This is a genomic window from Roseobacter sp. HKCCA2468, from assembly GCF_037805105.1.
GTDB lineage: Bacteria > Pseudomonadota > Alphaproteobacteria > Rhodobacterales > Rhodobacteraceae > M30B80.
The window spans coordinates 696344-714160 of sequence record NZ_JBBLYN010000001.1 but is presented as its reverse complement, the minus strand read 5'-3'; the positions used below and the strand labels follow the sequence as shown (position 1 = coordinate 714160).

Annotated in this window: 17 protein-coding genes; 10 read left to right on the top strand and 7 right to left on the bottom strand. The window is 57.1% G+C overall.

The annotated features are described in order from the left end of the window. Nucleotides 1–5: 5 nt before the first annotated feature. The gene (gene parE / locus AAC620_RS03590) at nt 6–1967 is read right to left on the bottom strand and encodes a DNA topoisomerase IV subunit B (protein ID WP_340242835.1); all 1962 of its coding nucleotides are present in this window, start codon (nt 1965–1967) and stop codon (nt 6–8) included. 271 nt (nt 1968–2238) lie between these two features. Here parE and hemA point away from each other — a divergent pair, with 271 nt between their 5' ends. From hemA to ispG, 3 genes are all read left to right on the top strand, one after another. Beyond that, complete coding sequence (hemA, locus tag AAC620_RS03585; RefSeq protein WP_317654471.1) at nt 2239–3462, top strand: 5-aminolevulinate synthase; 1224 nt, start codon at nt 2239–2241, stop codon at nt 3460–3462. A gap of 151 nt (nt 3463–3613) precedes the next feature. Next, the gene (locus AAC620_RS03580; RefSeq protein ID WP_317654473.1) at nt 3614–4867 is read left to right on the top strand and encodes a helix-turn-helix domain-containing protein; all 1254 of its coding nucleotides are present in this window, start codon (nt 3614–3616) and stop codon (nt 4865–4867) included. A gap of 113 nt (nt 4868–4980) precedes the next feature. Continuing rightward, nucleotides 4981–6108: a flavodoxin-dependent (E)-4-hydroxy-3-methylbut-2-enyl-diphosphate synthase gene (gene ispG, locus AAC620_RS03575; protein WP_317654474.1), complete on the top strand. Its 1128-nt coding sequence runs from the start codon at nt 4981–4983 to the stop codon at nt 6106–6108. A gap of 4 nt (nt 6109–6112) precedes the next feature. On the opposite strand, the gene speE is transcribed toward ispG, so the two are convergent. The 3 genes from speE to AAC620_RS03560 form a co-directional block, all read right to left on the bottom strand. Then, a complete protein-coding gene (gene speE / locus AAC620_RS03570) occupies nt 6113–6976 on the bottom strand; it encodes a polyamine aminopropyltransferase (protein ID WP_340242834.1) in 864 nt (287 codons plus the stop codon). Nucleotides 6977–7044: 68 nt separating this feature from the next. Then, nucleotides 7045–7545: an adenosylmethionine decarboxylase gene (gene speD / locus AAC620_RS03565; protein WP_317654476.1), complete on the bottom strand. Its 501-nt coding sequence runs from the start codon at nt 7543–7545 to the stop codon at nt 7045–7047. A 159-nt stretch (nt 7546–7704) separates the two neighbouring features. Beyond that, nucleotides 7705–8178, bottom strand: a complete 474-nt coding sequence (locus AAC620_RS03560; protein WP_340242833.1) for a YbaK/EbsC family protein — start codon at nt 8176–8178, stop codon at nt 7705–7707. A gap of 59 nt (nt 8179–8237) precedes the next feature. On the opposite strand from AAC620_RS03560, the gene AAC620_RS03555 reads away from it, so the two are divergent. Continuing rightward, nucleotides 8238–11051, top strand: a complete 2814-nt coding sequence (locus tag AAC620_RS03555; RefSeq protein ID WP_340242832.1) for a glutamine-synthetase adenylyltransferase — start codon at nt 8238–8240, stop codon at nt 11049–11051. A gap of 39 nt (nt 11052–11090) precedes the next feature. Beyond that, entirely contained in the window at nt 11091–11357 is a 267-nt protein-coding gene (locus AAC620_RS03550; RefSeq protein ID WP_340242831.1) for a hypothetical protein, read from the top strand. Between the two features lie 4 nt (nt 11358–11361). Here the strand turns inward: AAC620_RS03550 and AAC620_RS03545 are convergent, their stop codons facing one another. Further along, nucleotides 11362–12360, bottom strand: coding sequence for a GlxA family transcriptional regulator (locus AAC620_RS03545; RefSeq protein ID WP_317654482.1), 999 nt, complete (start codon nt 12358–12360; stop codon nt 11362–11364). Between the two features lie 225 nt (nt 12361–12585). Here AAC620_RS03545 and AAC620_RS03540 point away from each other — a divergent pair, with 225 nt between their 5' ends. Further along, on the top strand, nt 12586–13971 hold the full coding sequence (locus AAC620_RS03540) for a class II 3-deoxy-7-phosphoheptulonate synthase (RefSeq protein ID WP_317654484.1): 1386 nt from the start codon (nt 12586–12588) through the stop codon (nt 13969–13971). 20 nt (nt 13972–13991) lie between these two features. Here the strand turns inward: AAC620_RS03540 and AAC620_RS03535 are convergent, their stop codons facing one another. Continuing rightward, nucleotides 13992–14624, bottom strand: a complete 633-nt coding sequence (locus AAC620_RS03535; RefSeq protein ID WP_340242830.1) for a PAS domain-containing protein — start codon at nt 14622–14624, stop codon at nt 13992–13994. Nucleotides 14625–14862: 238 nt separating this feature from the next. Between AAC620_RS03535 and gmk the strand changes: the two genes are divergently transcribed. Both gmk and AAC620_RS03525 read left to right on the top strand, forming a co-directional pair. Further along, nucleotides 14863–15540, top strand: a complete 678-nt coding sequence (gene gmk, locus AAC620_RS03530; protein WP_340242829.1) for a guanylate kinase — start codon at nt 14863–14865, stop codon at nt 15538–15540. After that, nucleotides 15537–16055, top strand: coding sequence for a gamma carbonic anhydrase family protein (locus AAC620_RS03525; protein WP_340242828.1), 519 nt, complete (start codon nt 15537–15539; stop codon nt 16053–16055). The genes gmk and AAC620_RS03525 overlap by 4 nt, the downstream gene beginning before the upstream one ends. Here AAC620_RS03525 and AAC620_RS03520 read toward each other — a convergent pair. Further along, nucleotides 16050–16679, bottom strand: coding sequence for a histidine phosphotransferase family protein (locus AAC620_RS03520; protein WP_340242827.1), 630 nt, complete (start codon nt 16677–16679; stop codon nt 16050–16052). The genes AAC620_RS03525 and AAC620_RS03520 overlap by 6 nt on opposite strands. Nucleotides 16680–16693: 14 nt before the next feature. Here AAC620_RS03520 and AAC620_RS03515 point away from each other — a divergent pair, with 14 nt between their 5' ends. Continuing rightward, nucleotides 16694–16879: a DUF3553 domain-containing protein gene (locus AAC620_RS03515; protein ID WP_340242826.1), complete on the top strand. Its 186-nt coding sequence runs from the start codon at nt 16694–16696 to the stop codon at nt 16877–16879. Between the two features lie 160 nt (nt 16880–17039). Beyond that, complete coding sequence (locus AAC620_RS03510) at nt 17040–17813, top strand: GNAT family N-acetyltransferase (protein ID WP_340242825.1); 774 nt, start codon at nt 17040–17042, stop codon at nt 17811–17813. Nucleotides 17814–17817: the final 4 nt, after the last annotated feature.

Here is a 17817-nt window from a genome sequence, read left to right as displayed (position 1 = left end):
CAGGGTTAAACGTCCAATTCCTCAACAAAGCGCGCATTATCTTGGATATATTGGAACCGCAATTCGGGCTTTTTGCCCATCAAACGTTCCACCAGATCCCCGGTTTCGCCGGGCGTGTCCTCATCCACTGTGACACGGATCAACTTGCGCGAGGCGGGATCCATCGTGGTTTCTTTCAGGTCTTTGGCGTCCATCTCGCCCAGACCCTTAAATCGGCTCACATCAATCTTACCGCGCCCGCCTAAGCCACGCGCCATCCAGCTCTCTTTCTCGGCCTCATCAAGGGCATAGACCCGATGCGCGCCTTGGGTCAGGCGGAACAAGGGCGGGCAGGCGAGATAGAGATGACCCTGATCAATCATCGGACGCATCTGGGTGAAGAAAAATGTCATCAAGAGCGAGGCGATATGTGCCCCATCGACATCGGCATCGGTCATGATGATGATTTTGTCATAACGCAAATCTTCAACATTGAATTTCGTGCCCATCGACACGCCAAGCGCCTGACACAGATCGTTGATCTCTTGGTTTTGGCCCATTTTGGAGGAGGCCGCACCAAGCACGTTCAAAATTTTACCACGCAGAGGCAGCAGAGCTTGGGTCTTGCGGTCACGGGCCATTTTGGCAGACCCGCCCGCACTGTCGCCTTCCACGATAAACAATTCGGTGCCTTCGCGGTTCGTGGCCGAACAATCCACCAACTTGCCCGGCAGACGCAGGCGCTTGGTGGCGGATTTGCGCTGTGTTTCTTTTTCTTGTCTGCGGCGCAGGCGTTCTTCGGCGCGCAGTATCAGAAAATCGAGGATCGCCCCCGCCGATTTGGTATCTGCGGCCAACCAATTGTCAAAGCGGTCGCGCACCGCCCCTTCGACCATGCGCGCCGCTTCGGTGGTGGCGAGGCGGTCTTTGGTTTGCCCGACAAATTCGGGCTCAGCGATAAAGCATGACACCAGTGCACACCCGCCCGCAGTCAGGTCTTCGCGGGTGATGTTCGCGGCCTTGCGATTGCCCGCCAATTCGCCATATGCGCGAATGCCCTTCAGGATCGCCGCCCAAAATCCAGCCTCATGGGTGCCGCCCTCGGGCGTGGGAACGGTGTTACAATAAGATTGGATGAACCCATCGCGCGCAGGTGTCCAATTGATCGCCCATTCGACCGAACCCGCCGCACCGAAGCGTTCTTGAAACTCTACCTTGCCCGCAAAGGGGGCTTGCGCATAGGTCGCGGCATTTCCCAAAACCTCGCCCAGATAGTCGGCCAAGCCGCCTGGGAAATGGAACGTGGCTTCCTGTGGGGTTTCGCCATCGTCAATTGCAGATTTCCAACGAATTTCCACGCCTGAAAACAAATAGGCCTTAGAGCGCACCATTTTGAAAAGGCGGGCAGGCTTAAAGCGATGGCTGCCAAAGAGTTGTTCATCGGCATGAAAGCTGACTTGCGTGCCGCGCCGATTGGGGGCCGCGCCAAGGTTCTGCAATCCCCCTTGGGGCAGGCCGCGCGAGAATTCTTGCGCGTAAAGCGTGCGATTGCGGGCCACCTCGACCCGCAAATGATCGGAAAGCGCATTCACGACCGATGCCCCAACCCCGTGCAAGCCGCCCGAGGTTTGATAGGCCTTGCCCGAAAACTTACCGCCCGCGTGGAGGGTGCATAAAATCACCTCAAGCGCGGATTTGTCGGGGAATTTGGGATGCGGATCAATCGGCATCCCGCGGCCATTGTCGCGGATTGTGACGGTGTAATCTGCGGCCAGTTCAATCTCAATCCGATTAGCATGACCCGCGACAGCCTCGTCCATCGAGTTGTCAAGGATTTCTGCCACCAAATGGTGCAAGGCGCGTTCATCGGTGCCGCCAATATACATGCCCGGGCGCTTGCGGACGGGCTCCAACCCTTCCAACACCTCAATAGATGAGGCGTCATAGGCCTGTTCCGAGGCCGCTTGGCCCAAAAGATCATCCGCCATGCTCTGCTCAATCACATTTTTGCTTTACGATTTTGCCTATATTGGCAGCTTTATCTCGCGGCGAAAAGCCAAAAACGGCCTTGCAAACCACTACATCTTGGGCGCTTGCGCATGTTTGCATGTCAACCAAATTTAAATTTGCGCCAGATCAAATACAGGCGCGCGTCAATTTGTTACTTGGATTTTCAACAGCGAAGGGACTATCTGACACGCAACGCTGGCCGTTATGCCTTAAACCACGGCCTGCGCGCGGAAATGTAAGGAGACGAGTGTGGATTATAACAACGCCCTTAATCATGCCTTGGATAGCCTTCACAACGAGGGTCGCTATCGCACGTTCATTGATATTGAACGCCGCAAGGGGCAATTTCCGCACGCAACTTGGACGCGGCCCGATGGCAGCCAGCAGGATATCACGGTCTGGTGTGGCAATGATTATTTGGGCATGGGCCAGCACCCTGTCGTTTTGAACGCGATGCATGAGGCGCTTGACGCCACAGGTGCAGGGTCTGGCGGCACGCGTAACATTTCAGGCACCACTGTCTATCACAAACGCCTTGAGGCGGAATTGGCCGATTTGCACGACAAAGAGGCGGCGCTTGTGTTCACTTCTGCCTATATTGCCAATGATGCCACCCTCTCGACCCTGCCGCGGCTGTTTCCGGGTCTGATCATCTATTCGGATGAGTTGAACCACGCCTCTATGATTGAGGGCATTCGCCGCAATGGTGGGGCAAAGCGCGTGTTCAAACACAATGATCTTGCTGATTTGCGCGCCAAACTGGCGGCAGATGATCCTGCCGCGCCAAAATTGATTGCCTTTGAATCGGTTTATTCGATGGATGGCGATTTTGGCCCGATTGCAGGGATCGTAGAATTGGCCGAGGAATTCGGTGCTTTGACCTATTTGGACGAGGTTCACGCGGTGGGGATGTATGGCCCACGCGGGGGCGGGGTGGCCCAAAAACTGGGCTTGTCGGATCGTATCGACATTATCAATGGCACGCTTGGCAAAGCCTATGGTGTGATGGGCGGCTATATCGCGGCATCGGCCAAAATGTGTGATGCTGTGCGCTCCTATGCGCCGGGTTTCATTTTTACAACATCCCTGCCACCTGTGGTTGCAGCAGGCGCTGCCGCTTCGGTTGCGCATCTTAAGACGGATCAGGCCCTGCGGGATCTGCATCAAGAGCGCGCCGCAGTTCTGAAACTGCGCCTTAAGGGGATGGGCCTGCCTATCATTGATCACGGCAGCCACATTGTGCCTGTGATCGTAGGTGACCCTGTTCATACCAAGAAAATCTCGGATATGCTTTTGCGGGATCACGGGATTTATGTGCAGCCCATCAATTTCCCAACTGTTCCCCGCGGGACAGAGCGGTTGCGCTTTACCCCAAGCCCTGTGCATGACCCCAAAATGATGGATGCTTTGGTGCATGCCATGGATCGCCTCTGGAGCCATTGTGCGCTGAATCGTGCCGAGTTGGCGGGGTAATACACAATAAGTTTATCACCTAGCCTAGCTTATGCTATTCTGTCATTGGGGGATGACGGGGCCGATACGAATCGGCCTTGTGATATATGGGCGACGGAAAAGCAGTTTTGGCCAGAAACTGCATCCAAGGGCAGGTTGAGCGGGGCGCCAAATGGGGCATGATGAGACGGGGATGATGGGGGCATCAACAGAAGAATTGCACAGCGAATTGCTGATGGATGTGCCTTTGGGTGATCTGATGCGCGGTGAACGCGCAACCATGGGTAAATCGCTGCAGGATGTTGAGGCGGATTTGCGGATCCGTGCCTCATATATCGCCGCTATCGAAAACGCAGATTTAACGGTCTTTACCTCGCGCGGGTTTATCGCGGGTTATGTGCGGTCATATGCGCGGTATCTGGGTCTTGACCCTGAATGGGTGTTTTCGCGGTTTTGCGAGGAAACAGGGTTTTCAGGTGTGAGCGGGTTCTCTCCCGAGGTGGATCGCACCGCGCGCAGACCGCAGAAAATTGAAATGCCCAAAGGCCAGATGGGCGGCCTGCAAGAAGACCGCCGCTTTTCAAAGCGCCATGTTTTATACGACACGGATGACGGATTTCTCCCTCGACTTGAGGCGGGCGCGCTTGGCTCGCTTTTTGTCTTGTCGGTGGTTTTGCTTGGCGTGGGCTATGGCGCGTGGGTCTTGCTCAATGATTTTCAGCGCGTTCAATTCGCCCCTGTCGCTGATACGCCCGTTGCATTAACGGCGCTTGACCCGCTGCCCTTGCCGCAAAACACAACCAGCGATTTGGCCGATGCAAGCCCCGCTCTGCCCGCCCAAGAAGAGACGCGCGACAGTGCCGCGATGGAGCGTCTGTATCGCCCCACCTTGCTTGAGGCTCCGGTCTTGGTGCCGCGTGACCGCGCCATCAGCACCTTGAACCCCTCAACCACAGGGGCCTTTGCCCGCGATAACAGTCCCGTCTTGCGCCCCGATGATATCTCGCGCGCGATTGCCGCCGCAGGAGGGGGGGAGGCTACACCGACCGCCTCAACCAGCAATCCGCCCGTGACCCAAGAGCCGCGCGATGAGGTTGTCCTGTTTGCTGTGCGCCCGTCATGGATCAGGATCACCACGACCGATGGCACCGTTCTTTTTGAGGGCACGTTGAATGCGGGCGATAGTTATACCGTCCCCGTCATGGATGAGGTGCCCGTGCTGCGCGCAGGCAATTCAAGCGCACTCTATTTTGCGCTGAACTCTGTCACCTTTGGCCCTGCGGGTGAAGGCAGCAGTGTGATCAAGGATGTGCCGATTTCTGCCGATGAGATTCAAACCCGCTATTCCATTGCAAGCGCGGCCTCTGATCCGCAATTGCCCGAAGTGGCGCAATTGGTTCTCGAGCGCCTCGCGCAAGGCGAATAAATCGGCGGCCTGTTCGCGCTCTGCGTGTCCAAGCATTGTGCAATCGGTGGCAAGGGCTTATCTTGCGCGGTGAAACGTCTTTGCGATGCGACAAGATAAAGGTCACACTCCCCATGTCTCATAATCCGATCCGCCCTTGGCGCAATATCGACCGCCGCAAAAGCCGTCAGATTCATGTAGGCTCTGTGCCAGTTGGGGGGGATGCACCGATTTCCGTGCAAACCATGACCAACACCCCCACCACCGATATTAAGGCGACCATTGCGCAGGTTCAGGCCTGTGCTGAGGCAGGCGCCGATATCGTGCGCGTCTCTGTGCCAGATGAGGCCAGCTCAAAGGCGCTGAAAGAGATTGTGCGCGAAAGCCCTGTGCCAATCGTTGCAGATATCCATTTCCACTATAAGCGCGGCATTGAGGCGGCAGAGGCAGGCGCGGCCTGTTTGCGGATCAATCCTGGTAATATTGGCGATGCAACCCGTGTGCGTGAGGTGATCAAGGCCGCCCGTGATCATAATTGTTCGATCCGTATCGGGGTGAATGCAGGCTCCTTGGAAAAGCATTTGCTTGAGAAATATGGCGAACCTTGCCCTGAGGCGATGATTGAATCAGGGCTCGATCACATTCGGATCTTGCAGGATAACGATTTTCACGAGTTCAAAATCTCGGTCAAAGCGTCCGATGTGTTTTTGGCGGCTGCGGCCTATCAAGGTCTGGCTGAGGCCACCGATGCCCCCATCCATTTGGGCATCACTGAAGCAGGCGGTTTGACCTCAGGCACGATCAAATCTGCAATTGGTTTGGGCAGCCTGCTGTGGATGGGGATTGGCGACACGATCCGTGTGAGCCTTTCGGCCGATCCTGTGCAAGAGGTGAAAGTTGGCTATGAGATCCTCAAATCCTTGGGCCTGCGCCATCGCGGGGTGAATATCATTTCCTGCCCATCTTGCGCGCGTCAGGGCTTTGATGTGATCAAAACAGTCGAGGCTTTGGAAAAGCGTCTTGAGCATATCAAAACCCCGATGAGCCTTTCGATTATCGGCTGTGTGGTCAACGGGCCAGGCGAGGCGCTGATGACCGATGTGGGCTTTACAGGCGGCGGTGCTGGGTCAGGTATGGTCTATCTTGCAGGCAAACAAAGCCACAAGCTGAACAATGACCAAATGATCGACCATATCGTAGAGCAGGTCGAAAAAAAGGCCGCCCAACTTGAGGCGGCCCAGAAAACCGAAGCGGCGGAATAACCCCTTAGGGGATCAGACGCGCCACATAGGGGGGCAGGGCGAACGCGCCGCGATGCACCTCGGGGGTATAATACTCTGTGCTGATCCCTGCTGCTTTGAACCGCGCCTCAAGGGTGGCAAGATCAACATGCCGCGCGTTACTATCACTGCCCCAACCAAAGGCCATAGGCCCGCCTGCATAGGTCGGAATGCTCGCCAGATAGCAGCTGTAATCAGAAAATAGCGTCTTGAAGGCCCGCATTGTGCCTGTCAGCTCATCCCCTTGCAGGAACGGAACCCCGTTTTGCGTGACCAAAATCCCGCCTTCGGCCAAACGCGCCTTGGCGTGGCCGTAGAAATGATCGGTAAAGAGAACCTCACCGGGGCCAACGGGATCGGTGCTGTCGATGATGATGACATCATAGACATCCGCGTTTTGTTTCATGAACACGGCACCATCATTGATTACCAGATCAAGGCGCGGGTCGTCAAAGGCCCCATCTGAAATGGCGGCCAGATATTTCTTGGAAAAATCCACCACGCCCGCATCAATCTCGACCATGGTCACCTGTTCGATGCTGTCATGTTTCAGTACCTCGCGCGCCATGCCACCATCGCCGCCGCCCACAATCAGCACGCGCTTGGCGGCCCCATGGGCCAAAATTGGCACATGGGTCAGCATTTCATGATAGATGAAATTATCCGCTTCGGTCACCTGCACCACGCCATCAAGCGTTAGGATGCGCCCAAAAGTGGGGTTTTCAAACACGCGTAGGCGTTGGTGATCGGTTTCGCTGTCATAATGCATCTGCGCCACGCGCAAGGCTTGCCCGTGATCTTGGTGCAGACGCTCAACGCTCCAATCGCGCATGGTTTCAGGATCGCTCATAGGCGGCCTCCTTTCGGGCAGTTTGGGGCAGGGGGAGGGGCGGGGTTTCACCGCCCCTGCACGCGCAATTATGCTGCGGCAATCGCCTCGGTCACCAGACCTTCGCCGCGCAGCAATTCTTTGACGCGCACATCTTGCGTGCCAAAGGCCGCTTTAAGCACATCCACCGCGCGCCATGGTTCGGCATCGCCGCACATAAAGACGTCAAATGCGCCATAGCCAATCTCGGGCCATGTATGCACCGAGATATGGCTTTCCGCCAAAACCGCCACACCCGACACGCCTTGGGGGCTGAATTTGTGGGTGTGAATGTGCAGAAGCGTTGCCCCACATTCGCGCACGCAGTCGCGAAATGCAGTTTGAATCCGCGCCTCGTCATCAAGGCCATGGCCATTGACGACTTCGAGGATCAGATGCGTGCCCGCAAAAACGCGGCCATCGCGGCGAATGAAGTGATCATCGCGTGTTTCATCGAACACGCTTCGGTCAGCCGAAAGGCTGTGAGTGTCTTCCGCATGGGCGCCTGTCTCCAGACCAGTCCCCAGTTGGAAGAGGTCGGCGCTAGACATAGCACGCCCCCTTCTTACCAGCAGATTGATGTGGTGGGCCCTTAGCGCCCCCCCGCTGTTGGCAGCGAGGTTGGGATCGGCACCCGGTTCGTAAGGGGGGCACCTAGTGCGTCATGTTTCCCATTTCAAGGAAAATCTTGGCATCTGTTCCGATTCTTTTTATTCGGCCACGAAATCGGCCTGTTTCGCCCCGCTCAGTTGCAAAAGCTGTTCGGGGGAGATGCCGAAAATATGGCGCGGCGTGCCTGCCGCCGCATATACCAAATCAAAGGCTAAAAGCCGTGGGTCAAACCATATGCGCAAGGGGCGCAGATGCCCGACAGGGGCCACGCCCCCGATTGCAAAGCCCGTGACACGGCGAATCGTGTCGGCATCCGCCCGCGCCAAGGCGCACCCAGTCAGGGCTTCGGCGCGCGAGGGATCGACCTGATTGCCGCCTGCGGTGATGAACAAAACCAATTCACCGCTCGCGACCTCGCGGAATATGATTGATTTCGCAATTTGATCGATTTGGCATTTCGCCGCGCGCGCCGCATCTTCGGCGGTGCGGGTGCCTTCGGCCATCTCAAGGATCACAGCCTCTAGCCCCGCCCTCTCTAGGGCATGGGCCACGCGGGCAAGGCTTTTGCTCATGCGCATTCCCTTCTATCATCTGTCACAACCTTTGAGCGCAAACGCATGATAATGACAAGATGACCCTAAACGCCGCCCCCTTTGCCAATCGGATCACCCGCGCCCCCCTTGCCTATGAGGGGGCCTTGGCTACGGGTCTGTTCGCGGATCTGCCCCAATTGAACGAGCTTGCGCCTGAACTGCGTGAGGTCATCCATGGCGTGGCCGGATGTGCGCCGTATCTGGCGGGCCTGATCCGCCGCGAAGTCGATTGGCTGATCCCCACCCTCAGCGCCGCGCCTGAGGCGGGTATGGCTGAAATTTTGGCAGAGGCGGCCGCCTTAGGGGCCAGTGATCTCGATGCGGGGCTGCGCCGCCTCAAACGCCGCGCCGCGATCCTTGTGGCTTTGGCCGATTGTGCCGGTGTTTGGGATTTGTTGACCACCACCGCCCTTTGGTCGCAATTCGCTGATGCCTGTGTGCAGGCGGCGCTGCGGGTTCATGTCGGGGCCGAGGCGCGGCGCGGACGCATTCCCACCCAAACCGAGGAGGACGCGCTACGCGATGGCGCGGGAATGGTGGCGCTTGCGATGGGAAAAATGGGGGCGGGGGAGTTGAATTATTCCTCTGACATTGACCTGATCTGCCTCTTTGATGAGACAAGATTCGATGCAGGTGATGAGATGGAGGCGCGCACAGGCTTCGTGCGCGCAACCCGCCGCATTGCCGCAAGTTTGGGGGAAATCACATCCGAGGGTTATGTGTTCCGCACCGATCTTCGGCTGCGCCCCGATGCCTCTGTGACGCCCGTTTGTATCTCAATGGCTGCGGCTGAACGCTATTACGAGGCGGAGGGTCGAAATTGGGAGCGCGCCGCATATATCAAGGCGCGCGCTGCCGCAGGTGATATTGCGGCAGGCGAGCGGTTCTTGAAAACCCTCACCCCCTTCGTGTGGCGCAAGCATTTGGATTTCGCCGCCATCCGTGACACCCAAGACATGCGCCAGCGTATCCGCGACCATAAGGGCCTGCATGGGTTCACCCTTGAGGGGCATAATATGAAACTGGGGGCAGGCGGCATTCGTGAGATCGAATTTTTTGCCCAGACCCGCCAATTGGTGGCAGGTGGCAGAGATCCCGATTTGCGGATGCGGCGCACGGTTGATGCTTTGGCCGCCTTGGCCAAGAAATCATGGGTTGATCCAGAAGTCACAGAAAGCCTGACCGCGCATTACATCGCGCATCGCGAGGTCGAGCATCGTTTGCAGATGATCCATGACGCGCAGACGCACAGCTTGCCCAAATCGCCCGAAGGGTTTGCGCGGCTTGCGGCCTTTATGGGCGAGGGCGATGTCACCGCATTTCGTGCCGCGCTTCTCGCGCGATTGCACGCGGTTGATGATGCCTGCGAGCCGTTTTACACACCGCAAAAGCAAGCTGAGATTGAACATGAAGATGTTACGCTTACTCCCTCACAAATAGAGATTTTATCGCGTTGGCCGGGCTATTCCTGTTTGCGCGCATCACGCGGGCGCGAGATTTTCGAACAGATCAAACCCGCCCTCTTAGCCAAGCTGATGAAATCCGCAAATCCAGATGAAAGCCTTTCAAATTTTAACAGCTTTCTCAAGGGCTTGCCTGCGGGTGTTCAACTGTTCTCTTTATTCCAATCAAACCCGTCATTGATTGACCTTTTGGCCGATATTTGCGCAACAGCGCCCGCGCTTTCCATATACTTATCGCGCAATGCTAAAGTTCTAGATGCGGTTCTCAGCGGTGGATTCTTTACGCCATGGCCTGCACGGGGCGAATTGCTGCAATCTCTCAGCAGCGCGCTTGAAGGGCTTGATTATGAAGGACAGTTGGATGCTGCGCGCCGTTGGCTGAAAGAATGGCATTTCCGTGTTGGGGTGCATCACCTGCGCGGCCTCATAGAGGCCGAAGAAGCGGCCAAGCACTATACCGATTTGGCCGATGTGGTGATTGCCTGCTTCTGGCCTTTGGTCTGTGCGGAATTGGCCAAAAAACATGGGGACGCGCCGGGTCGCGGTGGGGTTGTTTTGGCCATGGGGAGCCTTGGCGCTGCACGGCTTACGGCGGGGTCGGATTTGGATTTGATCGTCATTTATGATGCGGGCGGTGTTGAGATGACGGATGGCCCACGCCCATTGGACGCGCGGGGGTGGTTCTCGAAGGCGACAAAAATGCTGATCACCGCACTCTCTGCACCGACCTCGGAGGGGCGGCTTTATGAGGTGGATATGCGTCTGCGACCCTCAGGCCGCAAAGGGCCGGTTGCGACATCGTTGGAGGCCTTCACGCATTATCAAATGAATGAGGCATGGGGGTGGGAACATATGGCCCTCACCCGCGCGCGTGTCGTGGCGGGCGATGCAAGCCTTGGCGCAGATGTCGAAGCCACACGGATGCAGGTGATCCAAACCCCGCGCAAGCCAAGCACGATCATCGCGGATTTGGCCGATATGCGCCAACGCCTTGCGGCGGCAGGGCGCAAGGGCAGCACCTTTGACGTCAAGGCGGGCATGGGCGGTATGCAGGATATTGATCTGATCGGGCAGGCGGGCGCGCTGATCGCGGGCAGTGCGGCCCGCGCCACTGCGCGCCATCTGCGCGCAGCGGCCAAATGCGGTTGGCTGACCCAAGCCGAAGCGGAGGCCTTATCCGCCGCGCATGCGCTCTTTTCTCGTGCGGCGCAGGCTGCGCGCCTCTTGACGGACGCGCCGCTTGATCCAAGTGATATCGGGCAGGGTGGGCTAGAATTTCTGGTGCGCGCCACGGGCCATGCGGATCGCGCCAGTTTGGAAGCGGCTCTTGACGCTGGCCGCGTGGAATCTGTCGCAATTATCGAGGCCGCTTTGACGCGCAAGCCCTAGATCGGCCAAGGGCATATGGGATGCAGGAGTTTCGGTGTTATGAAGGGCGATATCTATGATCCAAAGGCGCTGATCCGCGAGGCCTATCGCATCGAGGGGATCACGCGGGGCGAATGCCGCACGATTTTCATGGATTGGGCATTGTCCATCACCGCGGATGACCCCAAAACCTATATTCGCCATCTGCTTGAGCAATATGCAGCCGAAGATCAAGCGCACCCGATGAGCGAAACCCTGCGCGAGGCGCTTGAGCAAGCCCCGCGCGCTGTGCGCCGTGGGGGGCGCGCCGCACGGGTGGGGCAATAAGGTATTATTTGACGATTATGTCAGGTTTGCTCGCATGGGTGCCCCGCTCGCGATAGGGGGTGGTGTCATATTGCGCGCGATAGCATTTTGAAAAATGCGAGGGGGATGCAAAGCCACAGGCCAATGCCACATTGATCACGCTCATATCGGTTTGCATCAGCAGATTGCGCGCCTTGGCAAGGCGTAATTCCATGTAATATCGCTTGGGGCTGCGGTTCAGGTAACGGCGGAACAATCGCTCTAATTGGCGCGTGGACATTCCGACCTCTTTGGCCAAACTTGCCGGGCTGATCGGGTCTTCGATATTATGCTCCATCATCCGAATAACTTGGCTGAGTTTTGGATGACGCACGCCGATGCGGGTTGGAATTGACAGGCGCTGCGTGTCTTGGTCGGTGCGGATCGAGGTATAGATCAACTGATCGGCCACCAAATTCGCCAATTCTTCGCCGTGATCATTGGCGATGATTTTCAGCATCAAATCAATCGAGGCGGTGCCGCCTGCGGTGGTGATGCGGTTGCCATCAATCACAAAGACCGATTTTGTCAGGGTGACGTCTTCGAATTCTTCGGAAAAGCTGTCTTGGTTTTCCCAATGGATCGTGGCGCGTTTGCCGTCTAACAGACCCGCCTTGGCCAATGTATAGCCCGCCGTGCAAAGTCCGCCCACAACAGACCCGCGCCGCGCCTCGCGCCGCAACCAGTTGAGAATGCGCTTCGTTGTGGCGGATTGCACATCAATCCCGCCGCACAGCATGATTGTGTCTTCGCGGGTCAGCTCTTCGAGATCCATATCTAGCTTATAGCCGATCCCCGCAGAGCAATACGCAACCTCGCCCCCATCCCCCGCCAAGGCCCATTCATAGAGTGTGCGTCCCGACATCCGATTGGCAATGCGCAAGGCTTCGACCGCAGAGGCAAAGCAGAGCATCGTAAAGCGATCCAACAGCACGAAAACATAGCGTTTCGCGGCGTCTGCATCGCGGGGGGTTGGTCTGCTCATCTTCAGAGTCCTTTGAACAAAGCCACAATCATTAAACATCGCACCGAGGCGCATATCACGATGCAACCTTACGCGGTCGTTTCTCTAGCGAAACCACCAAATTGCGCGCGCCGCAAGCCCCCCTTTTGATCCATAGCTTGCGAAATTGCCATTGGACGCGGGGGGTTTCCGCGTCTATAAGCAGGCCGAAATCGTAATTTTTATGGAAGACCGAAGGAGGCTCCCATGGGTGCTGAAGCCGCACAAACATGGACGAAATCTAGCTGGCGTAGCAAGCCGCGCGTGCAGATGCCTGATTATCCTGATCAGGCGGCATTGGCGGCGGTTGAGGCGCAGCTTGGGAAATATCCTCCTTTGGTTTTTGCGGGTGAGGCGCGCCGCCTCAAAGCAGCGCTTGGTAAAGCGGCGCGTGGTGAGGCGTTTTTGCTGCAAGGGGGCGATTGCGCCGAAAGCTTTGCTGAATTTTCTGCAGATTCCATTCGCGACACGTTCAAAGTTATGCTGCAAATGGCGATGGTCTTGACCTATGGCGCCAAGGTTCCTGTGGTCAAAGTGGGCCGTATGGCAGGGCAATTCGCTAAGCCGCGCTCAGCGCCCACCGAGGTGATCAACGGGGTCGAGTTGCCCTCTTATCGCGGTGATATCATCAACGAGTTGGCCTTCACGCCCGAGGCGCGCATTCCTGACCCGGCCAAGATGTTGCAGGCCTATACGCAGGCTGCCGCCTCGCTAAACCTGTTGCGGGCTTTCTCAACGGGTGGTTTTGCAGATATCGAACGGGTGCATAGCTGGACCTTGGGCTTTACCGATCACGATGACGCGGAGAGGTACCGCGACATGGCCAATCATATCCAAGATAGCCTTGATTTCATGCGTGCCGCTGGCATCAGCCCACAGACCACACATGAATTGCACAGTGTTGACTTCTACACGAGCCATGAGGCGCTGTTGTTGGAATATGAGGAAGCCCTGTGTCGGATTGACTCGACCACTGGCAAGCCGATTGCAGGCTCGGGTCATATGATCTGGATTGGCGACCGCACCCGTCAGCCAGAGGGCGCGCATGTTGAATTCTGTGCAGGGGTGCAAAACCCGATTGGTCTGAAATGCGGCCCAACCACCACCGAGGATGATCTGAAAATCCTGATGGATAAGTTGAACCCAGAAAATGAGGCAGGCCGCCTGACATTGATTGCGCGCTTTGGTGCGGGCAAGGTTGGCGATCATCTGCCACGCCTTGTGCGCACGGTGCAATCGCACGGGGCAAATGTGGTCTGGAGCTGTGACCCGATGCACGGCAACACGATCAAATCGGCCAGTGGGTTTAAGACGCGACCCTTCGACTCGGTTTTGCGGGAGGTGCAGGAATTCTTTGCCATCCACCGCGCTGAAGGCACCATTCCGGGCGGGGTGCATTTCGAGATGACAGGCAAAGATGTCACCGAATGCACAGGTGGCGTGCGCGCTGTGACCGATGAGGATCTCTCAAGCCGCTATCACACGGCCTGTGATCCGCGCCTCAATGCCAGCCAGTCGCTTGAATTGGCCTTCTTGGTGGCGGAGGAATTGTCCTCAACCCGCCGTGATGCGGCGGCAGCGGCGGCGGGATAAAACCCCGCCGCGCTGATACGCTAGTCTGCACGCCCCCCTGACAGGACGCGCAGATAGGGCACTTTGGTGGGTTTCATGTCCATATGGGGCGGCGGCGTTACAGCCGCCGTTTCTGCAAGAAGCGGGTGCAGATCCGTGCGCTCAATCTCAAACCGATAGGGCGCATGGTTAAGCGGCCCTTTGGCCACAAAAGCCCCAATGGCGCGATCAATCATGCCCGAGGCGCTTTGCAAGGGCAAAAGGATCATGCGCGCCAAAACGGGTGGCTCAATCCCGCTATAGCTGCTTTGCAGTCTTATATCCAATTCCGCAGGCCCCGTGAAAACAGGCTCGACCGCAGCGGCAAAGCGCGGGCGTTCATTACAGGCAAAAAAGCACCGCAGCGGCATTCCGCGCAGTTCCATCCCCATAACATCGCATAAATGCGTGCCGCCCAGTTTCAGGCGCAAAATCTCGCCGCCTAGATTTTCCACCAAAAACACGAATGGTAGGGCCGCGCCTAAGATATGCGGCTGCAAATCGCGTGCTTTGGGTGGTTGGTGGACGGTGTCACGCAAACTGTTCCAATGCTGCCGCAATCGTGTGAAGGCCATATGGTGATCAAGGGTGTCGTCCTTGTCACGCGCGGCATCGCCAAAATAATAATTCCCCATCGTTTTCCCCTATCCTCAACGGGTTCGATACGCCTGCTGCATACCCCTATGCGGCGGATCGAAGGTTTATGTGCTGAGGTGTGTTACCTCGAGCATAGTAACGGCAAATTTTCGGAAAATTCAGCCCATATGACAGAAATTGGTTAATGGGGCATGGGCGCTGCTTTGGCTTGACCTCTGCGGTCTGATCCTCAAGATGCGCGCGCACAGTAAAGATCGCCATAGAAAGACGCGCCTGATGTCTCAGACCGATGCAAAATCTCTCAACGCTGCCACACGCCGTGGGTTGCTGATCATTCTATCTTCGCCTTCGGGCGCGGGGAAATCCACCTTGGCACGGCGTTTGATGGCATGGGATGGCTCGTTGCGGTTTTCAGTATCCGCCACCACGCGCGCGCCGCGTACAGGCGAGGTGGATGGGAAACATTACCATTTCCTCGACCGCGCAGGGTTTGAGCGGATGGTGGATGAGGGTGCGATGCTGGAACATGCCGAGGTGTTCGGCAATCTCTACGGCAGCCCGATGCCACCTGTGCGTGCGGCCATTGATGCGGGGCGCGATGTCTTATTTGACATAGACTGGCAGGGGGCGCAGCAAATCCGCAACTCTGCGCTGGGCGCACATGCGCTGTCGATCTTTATCCTGCCCCCGAGCATCGCAGCCTTGCACGAACGTCTGGTGACGCGCGCACAAGATGATGCCGAAACCATTGCCAAACGGATGGCAAAATCTTGGGACGAGATCAGCCATTGGGATGGCTATGATTACGTTCTCGTCAATGATGATTTGGACGCGTGCTTTGACAATCTGACCACAATCATCACGGCTGAACGGATGCGCCGCATTCAACAGCCAAGCCTTGCCGGGTTTTTGCGGGGTTTACAAAGTGAATATGAGGGGATGCGCGCGCCATGATTTACGCATTTGAGGGGCATCAGCCCGATATTGCTGCCGATGCATGGGTTGCCGATGATGCCAATGTCATCGGTAAGATTGCCCTTGCTGCCGAAAGCAGCATTTGGTTTGGGGCCACGTTGCGCGGTGACAATGAACTGATTTCCATTGGCGCGCGCAGCAATCTGCAGGAAAATGTGATCTGCCACACAGACCCAGGTCTGCCCCTGACTGTGGGCGAGGATTGCACCATTGGGCATCGCGCGCTTTTGCATGGCTGCATGATTGGCGATGGCACATTGATTGGCATGGGCGCGATGGTGATGAACGGTGCGGTTGTCGGAAAGGGCTGCTTGATCGGGGCAGGGGCCTTGATCCCTGAGGGCAAAGTTATTCCTGACGGCAGTTTGGTGATGGGGATGCCCGGCCGTGTTATTCGCGCGCTAGACGAGGCGGCACGCGCGGGGCTTATTCAATCGGCGGCGGGCTATGTGGCCAAAGCCGCGCGGTTTCGCGCAGGATTGCAGTCCTTATAACCGTGACCCCTGCAGGCTGATCTGCACACGGGTGTCGGAGAGGCTAAGGGAAATCTCAGCCCCGATGTCAGCGGCCTCCTTTAACAGCATCAGGAATTGCACCTCGCGCGGGCTTGGGGTGCTGTGACTGGCCCCGCCGAGCCATGCCAGACCTGACAAGTCGTGCAAGATCCGTGGCCCGTCTGCGCTGACTGTAACTGTGCCGCGCTCGGGCTGTGCGATTGTGATATGCCCCCCCATGGGAAGGGCCGCTTCGGCACAGGCGATCATCAAAAAGGCGCTTTTGACATGATGGCGCGGTAAATCTCCCGTCAAAAGCCAGTCAACTGTCAGGCGGCCCGCGCCATACATCTGGCTCAGAATGTTGCGCGCTTCGCGTTCAGAGATATGCTGATCAGGCCGCGCCGCGCCATAGGCGATACGGAAAAACCGCAACCGCGCTTCGGTATCGCGCAGCGCATCGGCAATCAGGGCCATTTCAGGACTGTTGGCCATGCCGCTCATTTGCAGAAGCTCAACCCCGTTTGACACAGCCCCCAAAGGGTTGCCCAAATCATGACAGAGCCGTGATGCAACCAGGGCTGACAAATCCTGTGAATTTGGGCTAAAGACGATTTGATCCATCAATGAGGCCTCCGATGACCGAAGAGTTGAATGCGCTGCTTGAGCCTGGAATGTTGGTGCGCAACCCTGCGCAACCCGATTGGGGGTTGGGGCAGGTGCAATCCAATATTAGCGGCAAGGTGACCGTCAATTTCGAGCATCAAGGCAAACAAGTGATCGACTCCCGCCATGTGACATTGCTGCCCGAATGGGGCGCTTAAGGGTTCGGTCTACTGGAATGATGGTTAACAATACCCTAATTCTGCATAACGAAGATCATATCTTGGAAAGGCGCATCGCGCTGCACAGATAAACGCATTTGCCCCAAAGGCCGCAAATTTGCGGCGCGAAAGGCACAGCCAAGACAGGAAGGCCCACCTTATGGTGTCGCAAGAGCCGCATTTTGAGCTGCGATTGGCCGCAAGCCCAGAGGATATTCGCGCGGCACAGCGCCTGCGCTATGAGGTATTCGTGGCGGAATTGGGCGCTGATGGGGCCTTGGTGGATCATGAGGCGCGGCTTGAGGCAGATCGCTTTGACCCATTTTTTGATCATCTCATGCTTCTGGATCATCGCCGCGCTGTGGGCGAGCAAGTTGTGGGCGTTTACCGCGTGATGCAGGAGCACGGGGCCAAAGCCGCAGGTCAATTCTATTCGGAAGACGAATATGATCTCGCGCCCCTCAAATCTTCGGGTCGGCGTTTGCTGGAATTAGGGCGGTCTTGCGTGCATGCCGATTATCGCGGGGGCACGGCGCTGATGCATTTATGGAATGGGCTGGCCGATTATATCGTGACCCATGAGATTGAAATTCTATTTGGGGTGGCGTCCCTGCATGGCACCGATGTGGCTAAATTGGCCGCGCCTCTGTCGCTGCTGCATCACCGCCATCTTGCGCCTGAGGGGCTGCGCCCAAAGGCGCGGGCGGCGGGTTATCAGGATATGAACCTCATTGCCGAAGACGCGCTTGAGCGCACGGCTGCTACGCGTGCGCTGCCCGTGTTGATCAAGGCCTATCTGCGCCTTGGTGGTGCGGTTGGGCAGGGGGCCTTTGTGGATCACGCCTTTAATTGCACAGATATTTGTTTGATCCTTGATACGGCCCTGATGTCGGAAAAACACCGCGCGCTCTACGCGCGGGGTCGGGGGATATAGGCGC